Annotated in this window: 25 protein-coding genes and 1 other RNA gene; 10 read left to right on the forward strand and 16 right to left on the reverse strand. The window is 53.7% G+C overall.

The window, feature by feature from the left end:
• Window positions 1-234 precede the first annotated feature (234 nt).
• Together IRJ17_RS21785 and IRJ17_RS21790 are read left to right on the forward strand one after the other, a co-directional pair.
• Window positions 235-1332, forward strand: a complete 1098-nt coding sequence (locus tag IRJ17_RS21785; protein WP_173595618.1) for a GerAB/ArcD/ProY family transporter — start codon at window positions 235-237, stop codon at window positions 1330-1332.
• Complete coding sequence (locus IRJ17_RS21790; RefSeq protein ID WP_122965706.1) at window positions 1329-2420, forward strand: Ger(x)C family spore germination protein; 1092 nt, start codon at window positions 1329-1331, stop codon at window positions 2418-2420. The genes IRJ17_RS21785 and IRJ17_RS21790 overlap by 4 nt, the downstream gene beginning before the upstream one ends.
• Before the next feature lie 48 nt (window positions 2421-2468).
• Here IRJ17_RS21790 and IRJ17_RS21795 read toward each other — a convergent pair whose 3' ends face one another.
• The 6 genes from IRJ17_RS21795 to IRJ17_RS21820 form a co-directional block, all read right to left on the reverse strand.
• Entirely contained in the window at window positions 2469-2780 is a 312-nt protein-coding gene (locus IRJ17_RS21795) for a hypothetical protein (protein ID WP_122965705.1), read from the reverse strand.
• 45 nt (window positions 2781-2825) lie between these two features.
• The gene (locus IRJ17_RS21800) at window positions 2826-4391 is read right to left on the reverse strand and encodes a solute symporter family protein (protein WP_371736896.1); all 1566 of its coding nucleotides are present in this window, start codon (window positions 4389-4391) and stop codon (window positions 2826-2828) included.
• Between the two features lie 84 nt (window positions 4392-4475).
• A complete protein-coding gene (locus tag IRJ17_RS21805) occupies window positions 4476-6002 on the reverse strand; it encodes a solute symporter family protein (RefSeq protein WP_217021693.1) in 1527 nt (508 codons plus the stop codon).
• On the reverse strand, window positions 6002-6349 hold the full coding sequence (locus IRJ17_RS21810) for a DUF485 domain-containing protein (protein ID WP_122965702.1): 348 nt from the start codon (window positions 6347-6349) through the stop codon (window positions 6002-6004). The genes IRJ17_RS21805 and IRJ17_RS21810 overlap by 1 nt, the downstream gene beginning before the upstream one ends.
• A 134-nt stretch (window positions 6350-6483) precedes the next feature.
• Window positions 6484-7215 carry a LytR/AlgR family response regulator transcription factor gene (locus IRJ17_RS21815; RefSeq protein WP_122965701.1) on the reverse strand — a complete coding sequence of 244 codons (732 nt, stop codon included), beginning with the start codon at window positions 7213-7215 and terminating at the stop codon, window positions 6484-6486.
• Window positions 7215-8966 (reverse strand): LytS/YhcK type 5TM receptor domain-containing protein, encoded by a 1752-nt coding sequence (locus tag IRJ17_RS21820; RefSeq protein WP_242771895.1) that lies wholly within the window; start codon window positions 8964-8966, stop codon window positions 7215-7217. The genes IRJ17_RS21815 and IRJ17_RS21820 overlap by 1 nt, the downstream gene beginning before the upstream one ends.
• Window positions 8967-9102: 136 nt before the next feature.
• On the opposite strand from IRJ17_RS21820, the gene asnB reads away from it, so the two are divergent.
• Window positions 9103-10950, forward strand: a complete 1848-nt coding sequence (gene asnB / locus IRJ17_RS21825; RefSeq protein WP_173600093.1) for an asparagine synthase (glutamine-hydrolyzing) — start codon at window positions 9103-9105, stop codon at window positions 10948-10950.
• A 39-nt stretch (window positions 10951-10989) separates the two neighbouring features.
• Here asnB and IRJ17_RS21830 read toward each other — a convergent pair whose 3' ends face one another.
• The 3 genes from IRJ17_RS21830 to rnpB all read right to left on the reverse strand — a co-directional run bounded on the left by IRJ17_RS21830 (window position 10990) and on the right by rnpB (window position 14365).
• Complete coding sequence (locus IRJ17_RS21830; protein ID WP_423751928.1) at window positions 10990-11610, reverse strand: hypothetical protein; 621 nt, start codon at window positions 11608-11610, stop codon at window positions 10990-10992.
• A 66-nt stretch (window positions 11611-11676) separates the two neighbouring features.
• Window positions 11677-13719 (reverse strand): molybdopterin-containing oxidoreductase family protein, encoded by a 2043-nt coding sequence (locus IRJ17_RS21835; RefSeq protein ID WP_242771898.1) that lies wholly within the window; start codon window positions 13717-13719, stop codon window positions 11677-11679.
• Window positions 13720-13976: 257 nt separating this feature from the next.
• Window positions 13977-14365, reverse strand: an RNA gene (gene rnpB, locus IRJ17_RS21840) — RNase P RNA component class B.
• A gap of 134 nt (window positions 14366-14499) precedes the next feature.
• Between rnpB and IRJ17_RS21845 the strand changes: the two genes are divergently transcribed.
• Together IRJ17_RS21845 and IRJ17_RS21850 are read left to right on the forward strand one after the other, a co-directional pair.
• Window positions 14500-14808, forward strand: coding sequence for an iron-sulfur cluster biosynthesis family protein (locus IRJ17_RS21845; RefSeq protein ID WP_122965696.1), 309 nt, complete (start codon window positions 14500-14502; stop codon window positions 14806-14808).
• 13 nt (window positions 14809-14821) lie between these two features.
• Entirely contained in the window at window positions 14822-15352 is a 531-nt protein-coding gene (locus IRJ17_RS21850) for a gamma carbonic anhydrase (RefSeq protein WP_217021676.1), read from the forward strand.
• A 40-nt stretch (window positions 15353-15392) separates the two neighbouring features.
• On the opposite strand, the gene IRJ17_RS21855 is transcribed toward IRJ17_RS21850, so the two are convergent.
• Both IRJ17_RS21855 and IRJ17_RS21860 read right to left on the reverse strand, forming a co-directional pair.
• Window positions 15393-15938 (reverse strand): GNAT family N-acetyltransferase, encoded by a 546-nt coding sequence (locus tag IRJ17_RS21855; protein ID WP_242771900.1) that lies wholly within the window; start codon window positions 15936-15938, stop codon window positions 15393-15395.
• Between the two features lie 82 nt (window positions 15939-16020).
• Window positions 16021-16701, reverse strand: coding sequence for a DUF1385 domain-containing protein (locus IRJ17_RS21860; protein ID WP_173595610.1), 681 nt, complete (start codon window positions 16699-16701; stop codon window positions 16021-16023).
• Window positions 16702-16779: 78 nt separating this feature from the next.
• Here IRJ17_RS21860 and yfkAB point away from each other — a divergent pair, with 78 nt between their 5' ends.
• Entirely contained in the window at window positions 16780-17895 is a 1116-nt protein-coding gene (yfkAB, locus tag IRJ17_RS21865) for a radical SAM/CxCxxxxC motif protein YfkAB (RefSeq protein WP_242771901.1), read from the forward strand.
• Window positions 17896-17926: 31 nt separating this feature from the next.
• Window positions 17927-18181, forward strand: a complete 255-nt coding sequence (locus IRJ17_RS21870; RefSeq protein ID WP_122965691.1) for an alpha/beta-type small acid-soluble spore protein — start codon at window positions 17927-17929, stop codon at window positions 18179-18181.
• A 235-nt stretch (window positions 18182-18416) separates the two neighbouring features.
• Here IRJ17_RS21870 and IRJ17_RS21875 read toward each other — a convergent pair whose 3' ends face one another.
• From IRJ17_RS21875 to IRJ17_RS21885, 3 genes are all read right to left on the reverse strand, one after another.
• Window positions 18417-18608: a hypothetical protein gene (locus tag IRJ17_RS21875; RefSeq protein ID WP_063227780.1), complete on the reverse strand. Its 192-nt coding sequence runs from the start codon at window positions 18606-18608 to the stop codon at window positions 18417-18419.
• Window positions 18609-18728: 120 nt separating this feature from the next.
• Entirely contained in the window at window positions 18729-19106 is a 378-nt protein-coding gene (locus IRJ17_RS21880) for a LysM peptidoglycan-binding domain-containing protein (protein WP_122965689.1), read from the reverse strand.
• 264 nt (window positions 19107-19370) lie between these two features.
• Window positions 19371-20906 carry a fumarate hydratase gene (locus IRJ17_RS21885; protein ID WP_173599746.1) on the reverse strand — a complete coding sequence of 512 codons (1536 nt, stop codon included), beginning with the start codon at window positions 20904-20906 and terminating at the stop codon, window positions 19371-19373.
• A gap of 186 nt (window positions 20907-21092) precedes the next feature.
• Here IRJ17_RS21885 and IRJ17_RS21890 point away from each other — a divergent pair, with 186 nt between their 5' ends.
• The 3 genes from IRJ17_RS21890 (at window position 21093) to IRJ17_RS21900 (ending at window position 24635) form a co-directional block, all read left to right on the forward strand.
• The gene (locus tag IRJ17_RS21890) at window positions 21093-23045 is read left to right on the forward strand and encodes a beta-propeller domain-containing protein (protein WP_242771904.1); all 1953 of its coding nucleotides are present in this window, start codon (window positions 21093-21095) and stop codon (window positions 23043-23045) included.
• Window positions 23046-23125: 80 nt separating this feature from the next.
• On the forward strand, window positions 23126-23812 hold the full coding sequence (locus IRJ17_RS21895) for a tetratricopeptide repeat protein (RefSeq protein ID WP_173595605.1): 687 nt from the start codon (window positions 23126-23128) through the stop codon (window positions 23810-23812).
• 202 nt (window positions 23813-24014) lie between these two features.
• Entirely contained in the window at window positions 24015-24635 is a 621-nt protein-coding gene (locus IRJ17_RS21900; protein ID WP_173599748.1) for a peptidylprolyl isomerase, read from the forward strand.
• Between the two features lie 85 nt (window positions 24636-24720).
• On the opposite strand, the gene IRJ17_RS21905 is transcribed toward IRJ17_RS21900, so the two are convergent.
• On the reverse strand, window positions 24721-25410 hold the full coding sequence (locus IRJ17_RS21905) for an MBL fold metallo-hydrolase (RefSeq protein ID WP_122965684.1): 690 nt from the start codon (window positions 25408-25410) through the stop codon (window positions 24721-24723).
• A gap of 97 nt (window positions 25411-25507) precedes the next feature.
• Window positions 25508-26299, reverse strand: a complete 792-nt coding sequence (locus IRJ17_RS21910) for an ABC transporter ATP-binding protein (RefSeq protein WP_122965683.1) — start codon at window positions 26297-26299, stop codon at window positions 25508-25510.
• Window positions 26300-26400: the final 101 nt, after the last annotated feature.

Raw genomic sequence — 26400 nt, forward strand, 5'->3', positions numbered from 1 at the left:
GCCATAAACTATGGAAGTGATCAGGATGATTCAGCAATTCGCATTACTAATCATCAATGATCGGCTATGGGTCCATTATAGCACCGAATCTGGCGGGAAATCCAACTTTTTTTCATTCGCACCCCGTTAACTCAGCTTCCCTTTCACGTATTTCGCGTTAAAAATAAACAAGCGCATAAGCAGGAACAGCGACGGAATCAGCAACACCATCCCGCCGAAGAGCAGGTGAATCGGTTGTCCCGTTATTTTCTCTATTTTGTGACGCTTTCCATACTGATTAATGCCATCCTGTTTGTCCCGCGCATTTTGATCGACGAGCGCTATGACGGAGCGATTTCGTCCATGCTGTTCGGGGTGATCATCGGCGGCGCACTCATGTACCTGTTTACCAGCTCCATGTTCAAGTTTCGCGGTCAAGGGTTGCCGGAAATCATGCGGCAGGCTTTGCCCAAAAGCATTGTGGTTCCGCTCCTGCTCCTGATGGGCAGCGTGTCGTTTATCTCGGGAGCGCTCGTGTTGATCAATTACGCCTTTATCGTGTCCAGATATTTAATTCCGAACACCCCGATCTATGTCGTGCTGATTCTCTTCGTTCTCGTAGCGAGCTTTGGCGCCATGCAATCGTCGCAAACGGTGCTGTACAGCACGGAAATGATTCTCGTTCTCTGCTTGCCGTTTCTCCTGTTTTCCATTTTCAAAGCGTATACGAATCAAAACATGAATTACGATGAAATCCGCGCCATGATCGACTACTCGAACATCCTGCCCAGCTGGAAAAGCTTGTCCGTATCCACTTACGCCGTTACAGGATACATCAGCTTGTCGATTTTTAACCGCGTGTTTGCCGATATCCCCAAGCTCAAGCACCGTTGGGCCGTCCCTTGCATCGGCTTCAGCATCCTGTTTACCGCCTTTTTTGTGCCGATCGGCATTTTGGGCACAGATGGCGTGAACGAATTTATTTTCACCTGGGTTTCGACGGCAGATGCGATTCGGATGAAGTATGCCTTTATTGAACGCGTTGTTTATATTTTTCTGCTCGTTTATTTAGGCATCTCTTACTTATTCGCCATGACGACCTGGCATGTCGGGTCCGAGTTCATACGCGGCTGTTTCTCCCACTACCAGCCCAACACGTCGTCCATCAACTCTGTGCTGCCGAACGCGATCAGTTGTATCGTATTCGGGATCGGAACCGTGATCGTCGGCAATTGGCTCGGTGAAGACGACCTGTTTTCGGTATCCTCGTATTGGATGATGATACGATCCCCACTCGATATTTGTGTGGTCTTTTCCGTTTATATCTTGAGCAGGTGGAGGCAAGCTTTGTGAAACATGTCTGGATGTGGCTCGCGGTCTTGTTTCTGTTTACGGGCTGCGGCTTTAAAGATATTGACAAGCGCTATTTAGTCATGGCGGTCGGCGTCGATAAGTCGGAGCTGAAAGACAAGCCTTATCGCGTATCGTTGAAGCTCGCGATTCCGACAGCGCAAATCAGACCCGGGCAGTCGAATACGTTTCATCTCATCAGCGACGATGCCCCGACGATAACCGAAGCGGTGCGGCATTTGAAATCAAAAGTCGATAAAGACCTCGATTTCTCGCAGACGAAAATTCTCGTTTTCGGGACAAAGCTGGCCGAGGAACGGTTGGACAAGACAACTATCGACTGGTTTTTGCGGAAGCCGGAAATTCAGGGCATCGCCTTCATGGCGCTAGGCTCCCCGACGGCCGAACAAGTGCTGGGCGTCCGCCCCAAGTCCGAACGCATGCCTGCTGACAGCCTGATGCTGAGCTTTGATCAGGAAGGAACGGAATCGTCTTTTATCGTCACCGCTTTTTTGTTTGATTTTCATCGGCGGTTGAGCGAAAAGGGTCTGGACCCGTACATGCCCGTCATCCGCCCGCTCAAAGACACGTATTTGATCGATCAAGTCGCCGTTTTTGACAAAGAAAAAATCAAAGCGGTATTAAGTCCCGAGGAAACGCGGATCTTCAATGAATTGTCCAAGAAAATCAGCAACTTTGATATCGAAACCAGGACGGAGCAGGCCCGCTTTGCCTTGAATGTCACCTCTTTCCGCTATTCGTACGAGTTTGATGAACGCAACGAAGCGGAACCAAAGCTGAAAATGAACGTCCACATCAGAGGATTGTCAGAGGAATCGAATCAGTCTTTTTACAACTCGAATTGGGATCGCTATAAAGCAGAAGCGGAAAAAGAGGCGGCGAAACGATACGCTCATGTGCTGCGGAAGCTCCAGTCGCTGAAAGTCGATCCGATCGGATTCGGGCTACGCTATCGAGCAACCCATTACCAACGGGATCAAGATTGGGAAAAATGGCTGAGCATCTACCCCCGGCTCGACTGGAACATCAAGGTGAACATCGACCTGCTTGGATCAGGGGGGATCAAATAATCCCCCGATAAAAAAACAAAACGACCCTTTTGCACGGGTCGCCGTTCCTTACTCTTCTTTTCGCATCACACTGTATTCATCGCGGACCATGGAGACGTCATCCCCTTGCTGGGTCAGCTCCAGTTTGTAAAGGATATCCGAGAGCACAGACGCGACGATCAACGTCAAATCTCCCGTATTGACTGGTGTGCGAAAATAATGCCCGATCATTTCATAGCCTTTTCGCTTGAACGTTTCCGTATTTTCTTCATCCAATGCTTCGCACAGCTCTGCGATCAACTCATCCAGCGCGATTCGCGCCCGTTCGTACACATCCGGCTGATCAGTGGAAACGGCATCTGCTGCTTTTTTCTTCGACAAGTGGCCCCTCCTCCTTCCCCTATAGGTTGGAGCAGGAGCCGTTTTTTATGCAGAGTCGGCCTTACTCGCCACTTTTGGTCCATGGGCGCGAATGCCGGTCAAAGCCTGGAGCAGCACGCGGTCGTAATGTGTCTCGGCCTGTATGTCGCGCCGATCCAGCAGCGTCCCGAGCACCGCCCCCAAAAAGCCGAGTGGAATGGAAATCAGGCCAGGATTGGTCAGCGGGAACAAAGGCTGCGCCTGGATGAAGCCAGTATCGGGATTCATCACAGTCGGCCCGGCCATGACGAGCACGACAGATGCAACCAGTCCGGTAAGCACGCCGCAAATCGCCCCGCGCACGGTAAAACGGCGCCAATACAGGGTGAACAACAGCAGCGGCAAATTGGCAGAAGCGGCTACGGCAAAAGTCAAGCCGACGAGAATCGCCACGTTCATTTTTTCCGCGCCGATCGCCAGCCAGATCGAGGCGAATCCGACCGCAACGGACGAGCATTTCGCCATGACGACCTGCTCCTTTTCCGAAGCCAGCCCGCGGCGAATCAGGTGGCTGTAAACGTCATGGGCAAAAGCCGACGAGGCGGACAGCACCAGCCCTGTCACGACAGCCAGTATCGTGGCAAAAGCGACAGCCGCGATGTATGCCATCAAAAATTCGCCGCCAAGCGCGTCCGCCAAAAGCGTCACCGTCAAATTGCCTCCGAAGCCTACATTTTTCAGCGCCTCATACCCGACAAACGTGCTTGCACCAAAGCCGAGAAAAATCGTCAGCAAATAAAACGCGCCGATCACCCACGTAGCGGTGTAGATCGAGGAACGGGTTGTCACTGCGTCCTTGACCGTAAACAGGCGGGAGATGATGTGCGGCAGCCCGGCCGTCCCGAGGATGAGCGCAAGATGCAGCGAGATCGTTTCCAACGGGTCGTTCAACTGGTTGCCCGGATGCAAAAATTGCTCCTGCAAAGGCGTAATTGTGCTGACATGGGAAAACATTTCCGACAGGCTCCAGCCAAAACGGGAAAAGACGATCAGGCTGAGCACCAGCGTCCCGGTCAAAAGCAAGATCGCTTTGATGATCTGCACCCACGAAGTAGCGACCATCCCTCCGAAGACGACGTAAAAAGTCATCAGACTGCCGACGATCATCACCGCCGTATCGTAGTGAACCCCAAGCAAATAGTGAATCAGCGCCCCCGCCCCGACGAGCTGGGCGATCATGTAAAAAATCGTGATCAGCAAGGTCGTACAGGCAACCACTCCGCGCAGCCACAAGCTGTCAAACCGCACCGCGATGGCGTCTGCCAAGGTGTAGCGCCCGAGATTGTGCAACGGCTCGGCAATCAGGAACAAAATGATCAAGTAGGAGACGAAAAAGCCGATAGCGTAGACGAAGCCGTCAAAGCCGTACATCGCAATCGTCCCGGCGATGCCGAGAAACGACGCGGCGCTCATGTAGTCGCCCGCAATCGCGATGCCATTTTGCAGCCCTGTCAGGCGGTTGCCTGCCGCATAAAAATCTTTGGTCGTTCCCGTTTGTTTCGCCGCCGAATACGTGATCGCCATCGTCCCGATGATGACAGCCAAAAAGAAAATGATCGTCGTCACCGACAAGCCCCCTCTCCCGTACAAATGGAAAAAGACCGGGGATGACCCCCAGCCTTTGAACTGGCACGAGCTTCCTTGCGTTAATTGCTTCTACGCTGAATCTTTCATTCCTGTGTTGGCCCGCACCAAAATTTCGTCGTACTTCGCATCGTTGCGCGAGCTGGACAGGAGCGTTCCGATCCAGGCTGCCAAAAACCCGAGCGGGATGGAGACGATCCCCGGATTCGGCAGCGGGAACAGCGCTTCGCCGACCAAAATGGCTTTTCCGGCAACCGGGTTCCAGACGTTGGGGCTCAACGCCACGAGAATCAGTGAGCTGAACAGTCCGACGAGCATGCCGCTGATCGCCCCTGTCGTGTTGAACCTTCTCCAGAAAATCGTGAACAAGATGACGGGCAAGTTCGCGCTTGCTGCCACCGCGAAGGCGAGCGCAACGAGAAAGGCCACGTTCAGCTTCTGGGCAAACAGCGCGAGCAAGATCGAAACGATCGAGACGCCGACCGAAGCCCATTTTGCCATTTTCATCTGCTCTTTTTCCGTCGCTTTGCCTTGACGGATCACATGGCCGTAAAAATCGTGCGCGAATGCCGAAGCCGCTGTCAGTACGAGTCCTGCCACGACCGCCAAAATAGTCGCGAACGCTACAGCCGATACGAAAGCGAAGAGGAAGTTGCCGCCGAGCGATTGGGCAAGCAGCGGAGCGCCCATATTGCCAGCCGCATCCATGTTGGCAGCGCCGACGAAAGCGGCTGCTCCGAACCCGAGGAAGATCGTCATGACGTAAAAGATCCCGATGATCCATGTCGCGTACACGACGGACTTGCGCGCGGTCGTCGCATCTTTTACGGTAAAGAAGCGAATCAGGATGTGCGGCAGACCCGCTGTTCCCAGTACGAGCGCGAGATTGAGCGAGATCGTATCCAGCCCGACTTTGAACTTGTTCCCGGGATTGAGAAATTGGTCCCCGAGCGGTGTCGCTGTTTTCATTTGCTCGAACATCGTCAGCAAATTGAAATCAAACTTGGCGAACACCATGAGCGAAATCACGAACGTCCCGAGCATCAACAGCACCGCTTTGACAATTTGCACCCACGAGGTTGCCGTCATGCCGCCGAACACGACGTAGACCGTCATCAGCGCACCGACGATCAACACCGAAGTGCTGTACTCCAGCCCCAGGAGCAGCTTGATCAGCGCCCCTGCCCCGACCAGCTGGGCGATCATGTAAAAAATCGAGATGGCGATGGAGTTCAGCGCGGCCACACCACGTACCTGCTTATTGTCAAAACGCGCGGCAATCATGTCTGCCATCGTGTACTTGCCGAGGTTGCGCAGCGGCTCCGCCACCAGGTACAACACGACCAAATAAGCGACAAGAAAGCCGATGCTGTAAAAGAACCCGTCAAACCCGCTGAGAGCGATCATTCCGGCGATTCCGAGGAAGGAAGCGGCCGACATGTAATCTCCGGCGATCGCCAGCCCGTTTTGCCACCCCGTCAGCCCGCCGCCTGCCGTGTAAAACTCGCTCGTCGTATTCGTCCGCTTCGAAGCGAAGTACGTAATGACAAGCGTAAGCAGAACAATTCCTAAAAACAGTAAAAATGCCGTTACATTCATCAGCCTCTGCCCCCTGTCTCCTGTTTGACTTTCTCCACCAGCTCGTCAAAACGTTCCGCTTTCTTGGTGTACAGAATACAGAGCCCCCAGGTCATGATAAATTGGGCAAAGGCGAACACCCACGCCCACGAGATCGCCCCGAACGCCGGCTGATTGAGCACCGTGAAGTAAGAAGTCAGGATCGGCAAAGTAAAGTAAAACACGAAGAAGAAAATGGAAGATGGCAGGATGAACGCCCTTTTGCTTCGCAAAAGTTCCTTGAAGGTGGCTGATTGGATAATCGCCGTGTAATCGGTAGCGTCCTGCTTTTGACTGCCGGCTTTTTTCGCCGATAGCGGATTGCTCATGGGAACCTCCCCCTCTTCAAACAAAATGTAAGCGCTTCCTCTATTGTAGGGAATCATTGGTAATTCGTGTGGTTTTGCGCGCAAGATGTCTGGGGGCGTGCGCCAATGGCAAGTTTTGCATCGCGATCTGCGGTTTACGTTTCTTCGAGTCGTTTGAGCAAGTCTTTGGCGGAAGTCCGGGAAACGGGGATTCGCGTTTTCGCCTCTCCTTTCAAAAGCAGGTTGTACGCGCCGTTGAACCACGGCTCAAGCTCGCTCACGTAGTTCAGATTGACGAGATAGCTTTTGTGCGTGCGAAAAAAATCGTAGCCACTGAGCTTGTCAGCGAGCTGCGTCAAGGTCATCCGCGTGGAGTAAGCGTCCGACTGGGTGATGATACGAACGAGCCGTTCTTCCCGCACCGCGTAGACGATCGTCGCCGGGTCGATCACCACCAGCCTGCTGTTTTCTTCGACAAGCAGCTTGGAGCGCTTGGCAGTCGCAGGCTCCGGCTTCGGCTTGACCAGTCGCTCGCGTATGCGTTGCATCGTTTCCACGAGTCTTTTTGGCTCGGTCGGCTTTAGCAAATAATCGACCGCGTTCAGCTTGAAGGCATCCACCGCGAACGCCTCGTACGCTGTACAGAACACGATGAGCGGCTGCGGCTTTCTGGCGGCGAGCATTCGGGCAGCCTGTGCCCCTTCCAGCTCCGGCATTTTCATATCGAGAAAAACGACGTCCGGCTCGTGCTCGTCTACCATTTCCAACAGCTCTCTTCCGTTGGTGGCACAGGGAAGCAGCTCGACATCTTCCTCCTGCTGCAACAAATAGCTCAGCTCTTCGCGTGCCAGTCGTTCATCTTCGGCAATCATGATGCGAATCGGCATCAGGCACTCACCTCCTGTTTGATCGGGATCGTAAATGTGATCAAAGCACCGCCTTCTGGCCTGTTGGCAAAATGAAGCTGGGCATCCGGGCCTTGCAAGCTGATCAGCCGCTGATTGACATTATGAACCCCGATGCCGTTTCCTTCCTTGCGCTCCATCGGAATTTTGCCCAACAGAGGAAGCAGTTCCTCCGGGAATCCTCTGCCGTTGTCTTCGATCGTAAAATGAACGGCGGTTGGCTGTCGCTGCACACACAGCCTGATTTCTCCGCCTGCGCCCATATCGCGCAGTCCGTGGTGGATGCAGTTCTCGATCAACGGCTGAAGGGTGCCAGGCGGCATAAGCACATCCTCCACACCGGGATCAACCAGCGTCTGCACAGCAAATTGCTCGGAAAAGCGAATGCGGATAATTTCCAAATAGGCGTGCAAATGCTCCAGCTCCTGACCGACCGTTACTTGTGCGCTTGACGTAAGCTTCAGGTTGAAGCGCATGAACACTCCCAGTTGAATCGTCATGTGTCTGGCGAGCTTCGGATCGATGCGAATCAAGGTCACGATTGAATTAAGCGTATTGAACAAAAAGTGCGGATGAATCTGGGCTTGCAGCATTCGCAGCTCTGCGTCCTTCATCAACCCTTTCATCTGCTCCGCAAGCGAGATGGTCAGCTGGTTGGAGATCAGATTTCCCAGCCCTTTGGCCAATGCTTCCTGGACTTTGCCGATTTGCTGGGGGCGGCGAAAGTACAGCTTGATCAGTCCGGCGACACTGCCCCCTTCTTTGATGGGGATGAGGATGGCTGCATGCAGCTGGCAATTTTTTTGTCGGCAGCCAAGCAGTTCCCGGCCATGACCTTTTTCAATGCAACCACTCGCCATCGCCCGCTGATCGAGGTCGCTCTGGATCGGCTCTCCCGGAGCGTGATGGTCCGTACCCGCTCCGACGTGGGCAAGCAGCCGCTCCCGATCGGTCACCGCTACGGCGATCGCCTTCGCCTCCCGCTGAAGCACGAGCGCCGCCGCCTGGGCTGTTTGCGGATTCAGCCCCATTTTCAACTGCGGTAAAATTCGCTGTGCAATTGTGAACGAACGCTCAGCCTCCAGCGCAGCAGAACGCTCCTCTTCTTGCAAAGCGACGCGAATCATCGTCGTAAAAATCGCAATCGAGATGCTGTTGGTCAAGACCATCGGAATGCCGATCACATTGACCATCGTGCGCACGAGATCAGGCGGGCCCGACATGATCAGCAAAAGCGACATCTGGATCACAGGCGCGAACATTCCGATAAACAATGCCTTGGACGGAGAAATGACCCGCTCCTGGGAAAAGAACCGCGCCACATAGCCTGCCAAAAATCCAGTGAGCGGAACAGACAGCCCCATCGGAAGCGCTGCAAATCCGCCGAGATCATACAGATGCAAGCCCGCAATGATTCCGGCTCCCATCCCGACCATTGGCCCGCCGAGCAAACCGCCGATCACGACGCCGACCAGCGTGGAATTTGCCACAATCTCGTCTCCGGAAAGCGGAAAAATCCAGAAGCTCGGAACGTATCCATCCTCGTGCACCACTACGCCTGCATATGTACCTGCCACACCGAACAAGCCAAACATCATGGAAAAGGCAACAGACGTGCCAACGTGCAGTTCCCGATCGAGCAGCTGCCGAAACAGCGGAATCCTCGTCAACATAAACCCGAGAGTCAAGAGAATGCCCATTCTCTCGATGAGCAACAGCGTGAGATTGTCCACGGCGTCCTCCTGCTTGCTTGTTGAAATCTTCTATAAATTCCGCATTTTACTCCCAATTCCCTGCTGGACAGGCAATCTAACTGGGCGTCCTGCATACGCTGAGTGTGCAATGCTTCATGGGAAGGGTGATCAGAACATGTGTGGAATCGTAGGTTGGATTGATTGGGAAAAAGACCTTTCCCAGGAGCGTCCGGTACTCCAGCAAATGACGCAATGCCTCAAAGATCGCGGGCCAGATGCAGAAGGCTTTTGGCTGACTCCGCGCGCCGCCCTCGGCCATCGCCGCCTCGTCGTCGTAGACCCTGCCGGCGGGCAGCAGCCGATGACAGCTCTCAAAAGCGAACATGCCTGCACGATGATTTACAACGGTGAGCTGTACAACACGGAAGACCTCCGGCAAGAGCTACTTGCTTGCGGTCATACTTTTCAGTCCCACTCCGACACCGAAGTGCTTTTGCACTGCTATCTCGAATGGGGGACGAACTGCCTTGCCAAGCTGAACGGTATTTTCGCTTTTGCGATCTGGGACGAACGGGCGCAGCGCCTGTTTGTCGCCCGCGACCGGATGGGAGTCAAACCGCTTTTTTACGCGCAAAGACGCAGCTCTTTCTTGTTCGCCTCCGAACTCAAAGCACTGCTGGCGCATCCAGACGTCAAACCGGAGCTTTCGCGGGAAGGACTGGCGGAAGTGTTCGGCATCAGCCCCGCTCGCACCCCTGGTCACGGCGTCTTCCATCAAGTGCACGAGGTGCGGCCCGGCTGCTTTTTGACCGTAACTCGCGACCGTGTCAAACAGGAAACATACTGGCGGCTTGCGAGCCGTCCGCATACCGATGACTTGCCAACCACAGCGGCACGGGTCAGAGAGCTTGTCGTCGATTCGATCAAGCGGCAGCTCGTCGCGGACGTCCCTGTTGCCACGCTTTTGTCCGGCGGGCTTGATTCCAGCGTCATTACGGCGGTAGCCGCCGAGCATTTCAAGGAAACAGGCCGGGGAACGCTCCACAGCTACTCGATTGATTACGTGGACAACGACAAGCATTTTCAAGCGAGCTCTTTTCAGCCAAATGAAGATGCGCCTTACGTCCAGCTCGTGTCGCAATACTTGGGCACCCAGCACCATACGATTGAGTTTGACACAGCCGAACTGGTCGATGCGCTGAAGGTAGCGACACTCGCCCGCGACCTGCCGGGAATGGCCGATGTCGACGCTTCCTTGTACTTGTTCTGCCGGGAAATCAAAAAAGAGACAACCGTCGTTCTCTCAGGAGAATGCGCGGATGAGGTATTTGGCGGCTATCCGTGGTTTTACCGCGAGGAGCTGCTGCATGCAGGGACATTCCCCTGGTCGCGGGCGGTCAAGGAACGGGCTTCGTGGCTGTCGCCCGAGCTGCGCGCCTGGGTCAAGCCGGAGGAGTACGTCGCGATGCGCTACGCGGAATCGCTGGACGAAGTGCCGCACCTGCCCAGTGAGGACCCGATTGAAGCACGGCGAAGAGAAATGTTTTACCTCAACATCACCTGGTTCATGAATACGCTCCTGGATCGCAAAGATCGGATGAGCATGGCTGCAAGCCTGGAAGCGCGCGTCCCTTTTTGCGATCACCGGATCGTGGAATACGTCTGGAATATCCCCTGGGAAATGAAAACGCACGGCAATCGCGAAAAGGGCATTCTGCGCAAAGCGATGGAGGGCATTTTGCCGGACGAAGTGCTGTACCGCAAAAAAAGCCCGTATCCGAAAACGCACAATCCTTCCTATACAAAAGCGGTTCGCACGTGGCTGCTCGACATTTTGAACGATCCCAGCTCCCCGCTGCTGCAACTGATTGACGTCCCGGTCATTCGCAAAATCGCCGAGTCGGACGCCCAGGCTTCCAGCATTCCGTTTTTCGGCCAGCTCATGAGCACGCCGCAGCTGTTCGCCTACCTCGGCCAAATGGATTACTGGCTGCGCGAATATCGCGTGACGATCAAGGCATAATCGTTTTTGGAAAAGGCAAAAGCTCCCCGAACCCCATCATCATGGGGTTTTGAGGAGCTTTTGCTTCCCTTTGCCTTTGCTTTTCCGCTTTGAGCTTGCTTCCGGCTTCACGGCTGGATTCAGCAACGGTTTCGGCGCTGCTTTTTTCGCCGCTGGCTTGGCAACAGGTTTTGCGGCGGCTTTCGGTGCGGTTGCGGGAGCGACTGGCGGACGGTATCGCACATCCAGCTCACGACCGGAGCGCTTCATGATCGTAAACGATTGCGTCTCCCCCGAACGGATCAACCGATAGTCTACTTTTGTCTTCTTTTCTCCCCCGACCAAAGTAGCGGCAATCGTCCGCTGATTCGGCAGATTGGCCTTTACTTGCAAGGATTGCACCGCGCAAGGTACGGAAGGGATGGTTCCACACGGGATGCACAGCTTTCCTTTGAGCAGCCGTAATTGGAGATTGCGGATCATCGTTTCTGTCAGCTGCTTTCCCCAATACCTGCGAAAAATGCGGGAGATTTTTCGCTTGGTGTTGTACTTATCCGGCAACGGCGTGTAATCGACGCCGTTCACGGTGTAGACAACCTTCCCTCGGGGCGAGGTGGCAATCTGCGTCCAGACTTGCTCGGCGGAACTGATAAACTGCTTGAACATACGCAATTCATCCAACGTTTTCACCCCCTCCATAAACCGTATGGAGAAGGGCTTATGCTAGTACGCCCTTTTACGCCCGATTTACCGCGCGATCCGGGCTACATCCACCCGTCCGGAGAAAAATGTCGCTCCACCGCCCATGTCGGCAATCCGATCCGGGGTCAACGCGTTCACGTAATGCTTGGACTCTGGTCCATCTGCCCACAAGCCCTGGCTGACAACCACGCCCGGCAGCACATTTTCGCCAACAGAGACAACCAGTTCGCACTCTCCGCGGTCATTCCACACCCGGACGGTATCCCCATCCTCAATCCCGACTTGCTGGGCGTCCGCCTGGTTCATGTGCAGCTTCGGTATTTTTTCCATCTTCATGTGCTTCTCGTTGTTGGAAAACGTCGAGTTCAAAAAGTTATGGTTCGGCCCGGGCACGAACTGATACGGATAATCGCCGTCTTTTGCGAGCGGCGAGTAGGTCGGCAACGGCGGATACCCTCTGTCCGCCATCGTCTGCGAGTACAGCTCGATTTTTCCGCTCGGCGTGGACAGGCGGCCCGTAAAGTACGAGTCGACCTTGGCTTTGCGGTAGTTGTGCTCCACCAGCGACTCGAAGGTGATATCTTCCATATGCGGATTGCCGTGCCCTTCCAGCGCCTGGCGAATCATGTCTTCGTCGGAATCGCGGAAGGCAGGTTCATCATAGCCCATGGCGGCTGCCAACAACCGGAACAACTCCGTATTGGACTTGCTCTCTTCATACGGGGCGAGGACGGGCTGTTGCAGCTGGATGTAATGGTGCCAGTAGCTCGTGTAGAAGTCCATGTTTTCGTAGGAAGACGTGGCGGGCAAAACGATATCCGCATACTTGGCTGTCTCGGTCAAAAACAGATCGTGCACGACCGTGAACAAATCTTCTCTTGCCAGCCCTTGTCTGACCTTGTTGCCTTCCGGTGCGACAAGAGCCGGGTTGCTCGTGTACACAAACAGCGACTTCACGGGAGGCTGTACTTCAAGCAGCACCTTGCCCAGTTCATTCATGTTGATGACTCTCGTGTTTTTGTTCGCTAACAAGTCGGGCCGTTGCACGGCCGTTTTGTTGTGTTCCAAAAAGCCTTTGTTCCCTTTGATCGCGCCGCCGCCCCGGACCAGCCACTGTCCGGTGAGCGCCGGCAGACAGGAAATCGCCCGGACGCACATTCCTCCGTTGTCATGATGCTGGATGCCGTTGCCAATGCGAATAAACGAAGGCGACGTCTCCCCATACCATCTGGCCAGCTTGTCAATATCGTCAACCGGAACGCCTGTAATGGCAGAGACTGTTGCCGGATCGTATGCCTTCACATGCTCTCGCAATTCTTCGTGTCCAACCGTATACGATTGCAAAAAGGCGGAATCAACCAAGTTTTCTGCAAACAACACATGCATCAGTCCCAAGGCCAGCGCCGTGTCCGTGCCCGGCAAGATCGGAATGAACCAGTCGGCCCAACGCCCTGTCTGGTTTTTGTGCACGTCGATGACGACGATCTTCGCGCCATTTTTCCGGGCTTGTTCAGCCAGGACTACCTGGTGCATGTTCGTGCTGACCGTGTTGATCCCCCACATGATCATCAGCTTGGCGTGAACGGTATCCTCCGGGTCGGTCCCGAAAGCTCCGCCCATCGTGTAGTTGTAGCCAACTCCGCCAGCACTGTTGCAAATCGTCCGGTCAAGCTGGCTCGCTCCCATCCGGTGGAAAAAGCGCCGATCCATTCCCTCCACATTGATTCTGCCCATGTTCCCGTAAAAGCTGTACGGCAAAATCGCTTCCGGTCCGTCTGTGGCAATCAGACTGCGCCAGCGGGAGACGATCGTATCGATGGCTTCCTCCCAGCTGATGCGGACAAATTCGCCGCTGCCTTTTTTCCCGACCCGCTTGAGCGGATAGGCCAGACGCTTGGGATCATTCAATCGCGCCGCCATGTTGCGCACTTTGTTGCAAATGTTTCCTTTTGTCACAGGATGATTCGGATCGCCTACTACTTTGACCAGCTTGCCATCCTGCTTGTGAAGCAACAACCCGCATTGATCCGGACAATCCAGCGAACAAACGGCTGGAAAAATCCCATTTTCCTCTGTCGTGAAGCTCACGATCGATCCCTCTTTCGTCTGCGCTTTTTTCCTTCGATCCCTCACCCGAGCCTTTTTCCGTGTAAGCAGATCGAGAAACATACCTTTATCTTATCACAGAAGGTTGTCTTTTGCTCCTCCAAAGCACACTTGCCGCTGTGCCGCTTGCTTTTGGCATGCAAAAAGACCGCCCTCGCATGAAGGCGGTCTTTGCTTTTTAACCGGAACGTCGCCAAAGCTTGGCGCCTCCCGGTATTCCAATCATATCCAGCAGGAAATGCTGTAAGCCAGGTTCTGTCTCTCCCGTGCTTCAAACGGGCCAAGCCCTCGCACCAAGAGCGGTAGCCATCTATCTATGGCATCCAAAGATGCCATCCGTCCCTTCCGTTTGGTTCCTTCAGGACGGTTCCCCTACCAAATTTGGGTTTCTCGCTCGCAGGGTTTACCGCGTTCCATCTTTTCTGTCGCCAGAAAAGCTACGTTTCTGTGGCACTTTCAGCGTACTCGGGCCTCAGAGAGAGCCCTTTCCACGCCGTCAGCAAAGCTTGCGCCTCACTGCCCTGGCTTGCGCCAGGTACGAACACTCCAAGCATCTCAGCTTGGGCGAGCCTGGACTTTCCTCTACCGCCAACCGCCGAAGCGATTGCGGCAGCGACTACCCACATTTCCCACATTCACGAATCAGTACTACATACTCTATCACATGCGCCGTTTGCGGTCAACTAACAGAAGCTGGAATGTTCGCATTCGATCCAATCGCAAACCTGTAGTACAATAGAGAGGCTACAAGGAGGGTTGATTGTGATAAACATTACCTCGCAGGCGGCAGCGCGCCTTGCCCTGATGATTGCGGAAGAACACGACGCAGACAAGCTCGGAATCAAGCTTGTTCCAACCACGACCGGATGCGGCAGCTTCACCTACAGCATTGCCATTACCGAAGCGGACAAGCGCGACCAGATTGAGGAAATCAACAGCATCCGCTTCTTCTATCAACCGCAAGATGTGGACAAGCTGATTGGCACCGTCATTGACTGCGACCCTGTCACGGGGCGATTCTCGATTCATCATCCCCGTCCGCAAGAAAACAGCTGCACGCTTACTCACTGACCAGGAGGTTTTTATGCTACTGCTTCCCTTTGAAAACATCAAGCCTACCATTCATCCCAGCGTTTTTCTGGCCAAAGGCTCTGTCGTAACAGGCGACGTTGAGATTGGCGAAGACTCTTCCATTTGGTACAACACCGTAATTCGCGGTGACATCGCGCCAACCGTGATCGGCAAACGGGTGAGCGTGCAGGACAACAGCACCTTGCACCAAAGCCCGAACAATCCGCTGATCCTCGAAGATGAAGTCACCGTCGGGCACAATGCCGTCCTGCACAGCTGCGTGGTGCGCCGCGGCGCGTTAATCGGGATGGGAGCGATCATTTTGGACCGGGCCGAAATCGGCGAAGAGGCGATGGTCGCCGCCGGAGCGCTCGTTCCTCCGGGAATGAAAGTGCCACCGCGCACGCTCGTCGTCGGCAATCCCGCGAAAGTAAAGCGCGAGCTGACCGAAGCCGACTTCAAGGAACTGGTGCGCATTCGCCAGTCCTATGTGGACAAAGGAAAAACGTACCGCCAGCTGGAAGAAAACCCGCTGGAGAGATAAAGCGAAAGGTCGAGGACAATGCGTATGCCCTCGACCTTTTTTATTTTGCAAATCGCCCCATCACGATCGTGCTGTAATAGTTGCCGTCCGATAACAGCTTGTCCTGTTTCAGCACGCCCTCTGTCTCAAAGCCAAGCCGTTGATACAGCTCAATCGCCTTTTCATTCGTCTCCAGAACTTGCAGCGTCATTTTTTTCACGCCCTGTTCATCTGCCCAGGCGATCGCTTCCTGAAGCAGCTGCTTCCCGATGCCGTATCCCCAATATTCCTGCAAAACGCCTACGCCAAATTCAACCCGGTGCGCCAGTCGCTTGAGCGAGCTTCCTTGACAGCGCGAAAAGGCAACGATGCGACCGTTCGCCACCGCGACCAGGAACAGATTGCGCTCACTTTCCGAGTCAGCCCGGATCAATTCGCGAAAGGCAGCTTCATCCAGAAACCCCTCGCCTTTTTCTCTGTCCATATTTTCCGTTTCCCCATCGATTTGCAGTCGTACGGCTACCAGCTCGCTCGCGTCTTCCTCTTGGGCCGAACGAAGCGTATAAGCGAGTCCTTTTCCAGCAAAATCTCGCGGTGCTATTTTCATATCCCTCTGCCTCCTTCGTTGTCGTGACCCAAAAAGCCCCCTTTGCCCAGGAGGCTTGTTGCTTCTCACTTCTCTTTCCTTCTCATGCCGAGTGCTGCCGTTCCATATCGCGTATGTGCTCAAACAGCATGTAGGAGCGAATAGCCGTCTCCAGATGCAGCCGATCCGGTTCTTTCGTCGTAAAATGCTTTTGGAAAAAGGCCGAGAGCTTGTAAACAACTCCGCAATATTTGCGCACGTAGCGATCTCCGAACATTCCCACCAAAAGTCCGCCGACGCCGCAGACGATGCTCCACTCCATCGGCAAAAACCAGACAGAGAGCAGAAAGCCAACGAAAAACCAGACGACCAGATTAGTCGAGCAACCGTCATTGACGATGTCAGCCTTGGCAATTTGCGGCAAGGCGGCCAGCGATTTTCTTCCGGAATAGCTGAATACTTTATGTTCTGCACCGTGAAACTTTTTCATCATTTTTGGAAAAACAAAGTGAAAGCCGCCGATATAGACAGCCGCCCACATCGGGTCTACGACTGCCCAGGCCGGATGCACCAGAGCCGCCACTACATAGCAGGCGAGGAGCAGGTGAAAAAGCTGATAATACCAGGGAAAGGAGAAAAAAATACGATACCATAGCTTTCCAATCGTTTTGAGTGTGATTTTTTCCGCCCACATGTGGATAACGCCGTCTTTTACTTCCGCACAAGCCAGCACATTGCGATCGTGAAAAAGCACACCGCGCCCAAAAGACATCCCCATAATCATGTCGTTAGCTATTCTCCTTCCGCTCTAATGTCGTTATAATAGGTTGAGTTGTACGCAGAATGAAGGAGGTTTCCACAATTGATCCGCATGGTTCCAACAACACCACTAACACCGATACACGATCCATGGGAGCCGTTGTTTAATGCGACACCCCCCGCCTATAAATTGACCAGCGTCGAGTTTACTGTAACGAATCTGTGCAATCTCCGCTGCGAGCATTGTGCGGTTGGCGATACATTGCGATATAAAGACGATCCCGCTCTGCCTGTCGATCTCATCCTTCGTCGCCTGGACGAAGCCAAAGATTTGCTTACGCTAAGTATAACAGGCGGAGAACCGATGTACAGCGAACGAACTGTCAAGGAAGTCATCCAGCCCATCCTGCGCTACGCGGCGGATCGCGGGCTGCGGACCCAGATCAACTCCAACATGTCCATGCCCTTTTCCCGCTACGAACTGGTTTTGCCTTACATAGATGTCATGCATATTTCCTGGAACTGGTCTACCCCGGAGGAGTTTCATGATATTGTTTACGCAAAAGCCAAGCAGCCGGTTTCAGGCAAACAGGCAGAAGTGCAGTTTGAGCGGATGATGGACAACGCGCGCAAGCTCGCGGAGGCCGGCGTGTTTGTCTCGGCGGAGACGATGCTCAATCATCGCACCTGGCCCAAGCTGGATACGCTCCATCGGCAAATCCAGGAAATGGGCAGCCGCAGGCACGAAGTGCACCCGATGTACGCGAGTGATTTTGCCCGCGATCTCGACGTGCTTTCTCTCGATGAGCTGCGCCAAGCCATTCACCGGATGCTCGATGTCCGTAACGAAGATTTGTGGATGCTGTTCGGCACGCTGCCGTTTTTCGCTTGCAGTGCGGACGAAGCAGACAGGGCGTTGATCCAGCGGCTCCGTACGGCGAAAAATGTCACGACCCGCAACGATCCGGATGGTCGGAATCGCTTGAATATCAACATTTTTACGGGCGACGTGATCGTGACAGACTTCGGAGACGTGGAACCGCTCGGCAATATTCAAAAAGACGAGCTGCAACGCATGTTTGACACTTGGCAGGGACATTCCATGAACCAGAAAATCAACTGCTTCTGTCCAGCGGCCAAATGCGCAGGGCCAAACCTGCTCGTTGCCAACACTTACTACCCGGAGACGAATTTCACGATGCGCAAGGCACTCGTCTAGTTGGGCACGCTAAGACGAGAGGTGATGATCCATGAGCAGACGAAAACGTCCTCTCGTCCCGGGTGCCCAAGAAGGGCTGGATGCGTTGAAAGCACGAGTCGCCCATGTCGCTGACCCGAACCAGGCCAAGTACGAAGTGGCATCCGAGCTTCACGTCCCTTTGCAGCGCGGATACAACGGCCAGCTCACTTCGCACGATGCAGGCCGGATCGGCGGCAGACTGGGCGGCAGCATGGTCAAAGAAATGGTGCGGATGGCTGCGCAAGCGATGAATCCAAAATCATAACAGTCTCACGCTTTGGGAACCCTGCCTTTTGATGAAATCAAGCGGCGGGGTTCTTTTTTTCGATTAGCCGCGCCTTGCCCAAAAGCAAAAGCAGACTGGCAGACTGGCTGATGAGGATCAGGAGCATCCCGGAGAAAAACACTCCGTGCAAAAGCCTCGCTGAATACTTGTTTACAAAAAAAACCGCCCCGAGATTGGAGGCGGTTTTTTTGCTGTCCAGCTTCATAGCTGGTCGTCATCTGAGTTTGTCGAGTTTTTTCGCACTCGGCTTCCGGGGCCCGAGCATCGTCTTGCTGATGCTGTTCACTTTGTGGAAGGAATCGAACACTTGGTCGATCACTTCTACCAGCTCCCGAATTTGCACCACTTTCCCATAGACGCCCATGAAATGGTGTCTGACGTTTTTACCGTTGAAAAACCCTAGCATGGCCGCACCTCCTCGTAATCCTCTAGTACCACCTTATGCAGATCGGGGCCAAGAGGAAATGGCGAAGCGGGAATTTTCTTTGCCCCTTGCAAAGAAAGGATAGCCGGGCTATTTGTTCAATCAACGCGGACGCGGGGTCGCAGTTGGTCTTGGTGTCGGTCTGACGGTTGGTGTCGGCGGAGGTGCCGGGACAATTCGCTCCAGACGGGTTACACGGGCTTCCAGGCGGTTCATGCGCGTCTCCAGGCGATCTACCCGATCGTCGAGCTTGGTATAATCGTCGCGCAACGCGTCCACCCGGTTTTCCACGCGAGTCAGTCTCCGCTCGACATCGCTTGTGGGGGCAGGTGTTGTACTGACGGGGATGTACAAGTTTTGACCCACGTAAATGTAGTACGGATAGGCAATGTTATTCACTCGGATCAATTCCTGTACCGGCACGCCAAAGCGGGCCGCGATACTGTTCAATGTATCTCCCGCACGAACTGTGTAGTTCACGAATCTCACTCCTCCTATCGTTTCTTTGTTCGTTACTAACCTATGCCCGCCCGCAAGCAACGGAAATAAACCAATACCTATCTTTGCGAAAATGGTCATTCACCCAGTATATTCGCCGTGACAGGCTCGAAAAAACACGGCAAAGGCTAAAGGCAGCCAGAGCCAAAAGCTCGGCGTACAGCGTGCGTACAGTCACGGCAAAAAAGCAAAACGCCCCCAGCGCACAATGCGGCGCCAGAGGCTTTTTTGGCTATCTCGTTATTCTTATTTAAATACCGGTTCGGCAAATTGCGCCAATTTTTCCAGAGACGATTGCTCGACATCTGCGTGCAGGCTGTTTCCGTGCGAATCCATCGTGACAATCGCGGCGAAGCCTTTTACGCGCAAGTGCCACATCGCTTCCGGGATTCCAAATTCCATGAAGTCCACGCCTTCGACTTTTTCCAGGCACTCCGCATAATATTGCGCGGCACCGCCGATGGCATTCAGGTACACAGCGCCATGCTCATTCAACGCTTTCAACGTTTTTGCGCCCATTCCGCCTTTTCCGATAACAGCGCGGATTCCGAATTTCTTGATAATGTCACCCTGGTATGGCTCCTCGCGGATGGAGGTTGTCGGTCCAGCCGCTTTTACATGCCACTCGCCTGCTTCGTCTTTCAGCATTACCGGACCGCAATGGTAAATAATGCCCCCATTGAGGTCGACCGGACAGTCATGGTCCATCAGGTAGCTGTGCAAAGCATCGCGGCCTGTGTGCATTTCCCCGTTGATGATGACCACGTCGCCCACTTTCAGGCTGCGGATTTGTTCCTCGGAAATCGGCGCCTGGAGCACAACCTCGCGGCGCTCTTCAGCCGCTTCGCTCGCAGCTGCGGTCGGAGCCAAATCCATTGCCACAGCTTCATCCTTGTACAGATAGCGCAAAATTTCGCCTGTTTCTGCATGCAGACGAACCCCTTGACGGCGGAATGCCCAGCAGTTGTAGGCGACGGAAACGAAAAAGCTTGCTGGCAGGCGATTTTCCACGCCCACCTTACAGCCGAGCAAAGTGGAGTTTCCGCCGAAGCCCATCGTACCGATGCCCAGTTGATTGGCTGTTTCCATAATGTAGTTTTCCAGGGCAGCCAAATCCGGGTTTGGATTGACATCGTCCACAGAACGGAACAGTTGATGCTTCGCCAGCGCATAGCCGGAGGTGCGATCGCCACCGATCCCTACGCCGATGAAGCCGGCGCTACAGCCTTGGCCTTGGGCTTGGTAAACAGCATGCAGGATGCACTTGCGCACGCCATCCAGGTTGCGGCCTGCTTTGCCCAGACCTTCCAGCTCACAGGGGAGGGAATATTGGATGTTCTTGTTCTCACAGCCGCCGCCTTTCAAGATCAGCTTGATTTCAACTTCATCCTCTTCCCATTGCTCGAAGTGAATGACAGGCGTACCTGGCCCCAGGTTGTCGCCGCTGTTTGCCCCTGTCAAAGAGTCAACGGAGTTCGGACGCAGCTTGCCTGTTTTGGTCGCCTCTACAATCGCTTCCTTGATCGCTTTTTTGATCGTGAGCTGGTTAACGCCAATCGGAGTTTTCACTTCAAATGTCGGCATTCCCGTATCTTGGCAGATCGGAGAAACATTTTCTTCTGCCATGACGACGTTTTGCGCGATGGTGGACAAAGACAGTGCTGCCCGTGTTCCGAGATCTTCTTTTACCTTGGCAGCATTGACGGCGCGACGCACGTCTGGCGGCAAGTTCGTAGAAGTATCCGTGATCAGTTCCAGAATGCTTTGCTTCAAGTTTTCCATCTAAGACGCCCCTTTTGACGTAAGTGTGAATGGTAGCTTAAACCGCCTATTATTATAGCACACGCTCTCCCCCCTGTCCGTACACCGCTGGGCAAAGACTTCATCATCCGTGAAACGTTCTTGCCTTTTGCCACGTCTTACTACTGAATCCACATCCTGACCAGATAGAGAAACGGGGGATTGAAAATGAAGAGAAAAGCAGCCGGGCTGCTCGCGACAGTCATCGTGCTTTGCGCCATGCCGCTCTTGTTCCCGGCAGGCACGCTCCACGAGCCGACAGTGACTGCGGCCGCAGAAAAAGACGGATTGCCACTCGTCGGCAGCTACGGGCAATTGAAAAAGCTGCTCAAAGCAACGGAGTACAACTACGCCATCGCAGAATCGGCTTTAAGCATGCCAACAGCAGCCCCGATGTCGAAAGCGGTTGCGGACAATGCAGCAGCAGGTGCATCCCGCGATTTTTCGACGACGAACACGCAGGTACAAGGCGTAGATGAAGCCGACATCGTCAAAACCGACGGAACCTACCTGTACCAGTCGACGAACCGGGAAGTGCGAATCGTCAAGGCTTACCCTGCAACCGAGATGCATGTCGTGAGCAGAATCGGCTACGAAAACGGTTTGTTCACCCCGCTGGAAATGTTCGTCGACGACCGCAGGCTGATCGTGATCGGCCAGGCGAATGAAACCGTCGAAATGGCCCCCCTCCCTGCTTCCAAGCGCGGCATTCCGTACTATCAAAACAATCAACTGGTCAAAGCGTTTGTCTACGACATTGCGGACAAAGCGCATCCTCGCCTGATCCGGCAGCTGGATGTGGAAGGCCAGTATTTGTCTTCCCGCAAAATCGGCGGCAGCTTGTACCTGACAGCGAACCGCTACATCGACACGTACCGGATTTTGCAGGAAAACAATGAACTGCCCGGCCCTGCCTATCGCGACAGCGCCTCGGGCGACAAGTTCCTGACAGTCCCGTATGACGACATCCGCTATTTTCCCGAAAACGTGCAGCCGAGTTACTTGATGGTCGCAGGCGTCAATCTCGACGATCCGAAGCAAAAAATGTCGCTGTCCGCCTATTTGGGGGCAGGCGAGAACATTTACGCCTCGCCAACGAGTCTGTATGTTGCCGTGACCGAACAAAAAGTGCTGCCGACGAAAATGAAGCAAGGAGAGTCAATCGCCCCTAGCTTCACTCCGCCGCCCATGCAAACCGACACGACCATCTATCGCTTTGGCATGAACAAAGGGGAAGTGACCTACGCAGCAAAAGGCAGCGTGCCGGGGCGCATCCTCAACCAGTTTTCCATGGATGAGTACGACGGCTATTTCCGGCTCGCGACGACGAGCGGGAACATTTGGCGCACCGATGAAAACACTTCGCAAAACAACGTCTACGTCCTCGACAGCAAGCTCGATCTGCACGGCAAGCTGGAAGGCGTCGCGCCTACCGAACGAATCTACTCGGTCCGGTTCATGGGCAAGCGCGCCTACATGGTCACTTTCAGAAACGTAGACCCGCTGTTTGTACTTGATTTGTCGAAGCCCGCAGCACCCCGCATTTTGGGAGCGCTAAAAATTCCCGGCTACAGCGACTACTTGCACCCGTACGACGAGAATCACATTATCGGGTTTGGCAAGGAAGCCGAATCTGACAAGGACAGAGCCTATTACCAAGGGATGAAAATCGCGCTGTTCGATGTCAGCGACGTCAGCAAGCCAAAAGAAAAGTTCAAAACCGTGATTGGCGACCGAGGCACCGATTCCGAGCTTCTGTACAATCACAAGGCGCTGCTTTTCTCCAAAGAAAAGGAACTGCTCGCTTTCCCTGTCACTGTCTTTGAATTAACGGAGGAGCAAAAGCAAAGCCCGGACATACGCGATTACGGCCACTTCACCTTCCAGGGCGCCTACGTCTATCATCTCGATTTGGCCAAAGGCTTCACGTTGACCGACAAGATCACGCACCTGAGCCAAGAAGATTTGAACAAAGCTGGAGAAGGCTGGTACGAAAACAGCAAAAACATCAAACGCATCCTGACGATTGACCGCACGCTGTACACCGTCTCGGACGACATCCTCAAAACCCAGCAGCTTGACGGGTCAAAAGCAGGGCGGACACTCACTCTGACGAAATAAAGGGAATGGTCTGTCACCCGGACAGGTTCTGTGCTAAGATGGGGTAATAGAGGCAGCGCAAAAAGAGAGGGTGTCACTACGTGGAGTATTTGAGTCTTAATTTGACCTCGACACTGGCGGGTTTGGCAGCCGTGCTGTTGGTCATGTTCATTCGCCTGCACTGGCCCTTCCGTTTTCAATATATGGCGAATTTGTACAAACGCCGTTTGGATGTACGGCTTAGCTGGTTGGAGGCTTCCTACCGAAAAAACCGTTCGCGTGCAGTAGCCATGCTGGATAAATCGACTCATGAAATTATGATTGGCAATTACGAACTGGCTGAAAAATATATTGTTTCCGGCATCAATGTGTGCAAGGAACGCCCTTCTTTGTTCAACCAAGCGATGATTCACTACTTGTTCTACAATTTGGCGGTCGTGTACTACTCTTCCGGCCGATACAACGAATCGCTCGAAGTGGCTTTCCGCATTTACCAGCGCGACCAGGGAATGACCGATTCTTTGGCGCTCATCGCCTGCTCGCACGCCAGACTGGGCGAAATCGAAAGCGCGCTGGAAGCGTACCAGTTGATCGCCAGCAAGCGCTCCGCCAAGGAATGGAAGCTGTTTTGCCTGGCTGAAATCGAGGCGGCCAAAGGGAATTACGAACACGCTTTGACCTATCTTCGCCAGCTGCTGGACAAATCGGCCAGCTCCTTGCACTTCAACCGTTCCGAGCTGGAAAAACGCCTGGAAGAGTGGCAAAAGGCATCGACCCACGTCAGCTAAACACTCCTTGCCGTTGCATGAATTTTACCAAACACCGCACATGATTCAGGTGTGCGGTTTTCTATTGCCGCCTTTTCGCCCCAAGCTCTAGGCATGGTTGGCAGGCAAATGTGGGATTCTCGTAAAAAGTCGTTCCATTTTTCCCCCGCATCGCTGCTCTATACTATTTTCACATAGGTACGCCAGAAAGAGAGGTTTCTTTATGAAAAAGTTTGATGTTTCCATCCTGACTGTAGCCGTGCTCCTGACCGGGCTGGCAGTCATCGGAGTGTCCCAAGCAAAAGATTCCGCTGCACTCGATACAAATGCAGTAGCCAAGATCGGCGACGTCTCCATCTCGCAACACGAACTGTACGAGCAGATGAAAAAAGAGTCCGGCGCAAGTGTCATGTCCGATCTGGTCGCCATCGAGCTGTGCCGACAGGAAGGCGCCGCACAAGGCATTACCGTATCCGAGCAGGAGGTTGACGCAAAAGTCAATCCGATCAAGGACAAGCTGAAAACGCCGGAAAAATTCCAACAATACTTGAAGGAAAAAAACTTTACGAACGAAAAAGAGCTGCGCGAACGTATCAAAATGATTTTGCTGCGCGACAAGCTGCTTGAAAAAGCGTATCCGGTGACAGACGAGCAAATCAAGGAATACTACGAGAAAAACAAGGAAAAACTCGGAAAATCGCTGGAAGAAGCCCGTCCAGAGATTGCCGAGAAGCTGCAAGAGCGGAACAAGCGCAAAAACGTCGACGAGTGGATCACTCAACTCAAGAAAAAATACAATGTGCAAATTTCCGACCCTGTCCTGATCGAACCGGAGCAAGAATAGTTCCCATACGCCAATCGGGATAGCAAAAAGACTTGTGTCGCCTCCTGGCTTCACAAGTCTTTTTGCACGTCTTCGCTTCCGACCATTACGTGCGGAGCACCCCAATCAGCTCGTGCAAGTAATCCGCAATCTCCCCTTGCAAAATCGGGCCGTGTCCGGTCGCCAAAAATTCAATCGGCCAATCCAGCAAGGCTTCGAGACTTTCTACATATTCAGGAACGCGATCCGGTTCTTCCCCTGCCCATGTTTTGAGCTGCTGCCTATATGCGGCCCGGCATTCGCTTTCCTTCCCGATCACTTCGCCCAGCTCGGTTTTCTCAAAGCAAATATGATCGCCGACAAAGCAAATTTTGCTCTGCGGGTCAAAAAAAGCGACAGAGCCTTCCGTATGAAAGGCCAGCTGACGAAATCGCAAGGACGGCAAATCTCCTCCGCTCCCCGTGAAGGTGTGTCCGAACAGCGTCTGCGAAAAATCGTCCAGTTCGTAGTAATCGTCCAGATGAATCCAGTTGTTGCGAGACGGGAACATGTCGGCATTCCCGATATGGTCAGCGTGTCGATGCGTAAAGTACACGTAGTCAATCCGCTCAGGCTTGGCGCCAATTCCCTCCAATGCCTGTTGAAAATATGCCCGTTGCTTTCGCTGATGGGAGTCAATCAGTACAAACGAGTCACCTTGTTTGATCACATAACTGTTCACGTAGCTGTTCCATGCGTCCTCATAAGTGATGATCGCCCAGGTGGAGTCTGTGATTGGCGCAATCGCGTTGTTCATGCTTCCATCTCTCCTCTCCTCCCAGTTTTTTATTCCTATTGATATTATTATACACAATGATACACGACATTGCCGATCCTTGCCAAATGATGGACTGCTAACGCACAGATGCCTCTTCTCCCAGGCTGACCCAGGAGCGTCCCTGGGAACGGGCGATGTTGACAGGAACGCCGAAAAAGCGGGTCAACCCTTCGGCTGTCAATACCTCATCGGTTCGTCCAGCCCGCTCTACCTCACCTGATTTCAACAGCAGCGTGTGAGTAAAGCACGGCAAAATCTCCTCGATGTGATGGGTGACGTACAAAAGCGTCGGTCCCTCCGGCTGTTTGGCAATCTGCTCAATCATCGACAAAAGCTGCTCTCTGGAGAGCAAATCAAGCCCCGTACATGGCTCATCCAGAATCAAGAGACGCGGAGATGCCATCAGTGCCCGCGAAATCAAAATCTTTTGCCGCTCGCCCTGGGACAGCGCACCGAACGGCCTGTCCTTCAGCTCGGCGCAGCCAAACGTCTCCAGCAGCTCTTGCGCTTTTTGCACATCTGCCTCACTCGGAACAGAGTACAAGCCAATCGTCGCTTCCCGCCCGCTCAAAATCACGCGAAAAGCCGTTTCGTGTTCGTGGAGCTGCGCGATCAAGGCCGTGCTTACCCAACCAATCGATTTTCGCACCTCACGCAAATCAACCGTCCCGTACAAATCGCCGAGAACGCTTACTTGTCCTTTCGTCGGCCATGTGTACCCGCAGATGATTTTCAACAAGCTTGTCTTGCCGGAACCGTTCAAGCCGACAAGACACCAATGTTCGTTTTCTTGCACTTGCCAATCAATGTTTTTCAAGATCGTTGTGTCGTCCCGCTGCCAGGTGACCTGATTTACGTCAATGATCATGTGCTGCCTCCACTCTCTCTTTTTGTCGTATGCCGTAATCTTTCTGATTATTAAGAGTATACCTGTCTAATCCTGATCGATCAATTCTTTTGTACACCCCG

The organism is Brevibacillus parabrevis, assembly GCF_022701015.1.
GTDB lineage: Bacteria > Bacillota > Bacilli > Brevibacillales > Brevibacillaceae > Brevibacillus > Brevibacillus parabrevis.

What these genes read in the sequence shown, in the direction of transcription:
- IRJ17_RS21805 (WP_217021693.1), bottom strand. Translation starts at nt 6,002, where the DNA reads ATGAATGTAACGGCATTTTTACTGTTTTTAGGAATTGTTCTGCTTACG.
- IRJ17_RS21810 (WP_122965702.1), bottom strand. Translation starts at nt 6,349, where the DNA reads ATGAGCAATCCGCTATCGGCGAAAAAAGCCGGCAGTCAAAAGCAGGAC.
- IRJ17_RS21815 (WP_122965701.1), bottom strand. Translation starts at nt 7,215, where the DNA reads ATGCCGATTCGCATCATGATTGCCGAAGATGAACGACTGGCACGCGAA.
- asnB (WP_173600093.1), top strand. Translation starts at nt 9,103, where the DNA reads ATGTGTGGAATCGTAGGTTGGATTGATTGGGAAAAAGACCTTTCCCAG.
- IRJ17_RS21850 (WP_217021676.1), top strand. Translation starts at nt 14,822, where the DNA reads ATGCTACTGCTTCCCTTTGAAAACATCAAGCCTACCATTCATCCCAGC.
- IRJ17_RS21855 (WP_242771900.1), bottom strand. Translation starts at nt 15,938, where the DNA reads ATGAAAATAGCACCGCGAGATTTTGCTGGAAAAGGACTCGCTTATACG.
- IRJ17_RS21860 (WP_173595610.1), bottom strand. Translation starts at nt 16,701, where the DNA reads ATGATTATGGGGATGTCTTTTGGGCGCGGTGTGCTTTTTCACGATCGC.
- IRJ17_RS21870 (WP_122965691.1), top strand. Translation starts at nt 17,927, where the DNA reads ATGAGCAGACGAAAACGTCCTCTCGTCCCGGGTGCCCAAGAAGGGCTG.
- IRJ17_RS21875 (WP_063227780.1), bottom strand. Translation starts at nt 18,608, where the DNA reads ATGCTAGGGTTTTTCAACGGTAAAAACGTCAGACACCATTTCATGGGC.
- IRJ17_RS21885 (WP_173599746.1), bottom strand. Translation starts at nt 20,906, where the DNA reads ATGGAAAACTTGAAGCAAAGCATTCTGGAACTGATCACGGATACTTCT.
- IRJ17_RS21890 (WP_242771904.1), top strand. Translation starts at nt 21,093, where the DNA reads ATGAAGAGAAAAGCAGCCGGGCTGCTCGCGACAGTCATCGTGCTTTGC.
- IRJ17_RS21900 (WP_173599748.1), top strand. Translation starts at nt 24,015, where the DNA reads ATGAAAAAGTTTGATGTTTCCATCCTGACTGTAGCCGTGCTCCTGACC.
- IRJ17_RS21905 (WP_122965684.1), bottom strand. Translation starts at nt 25,410, where the DNA reads ATGAACAACGCGATTGCGCCAATCACAGACTCCACCTGGGCGATCATC.
- IRJ17_RS21910 (WP_122965683.1), bottom strand. Translation starts at nt 26,299, where the DNA reads ATGATCATTGACGTAAATCAGGTCACCTGGCAGCGGGACGACACAACG.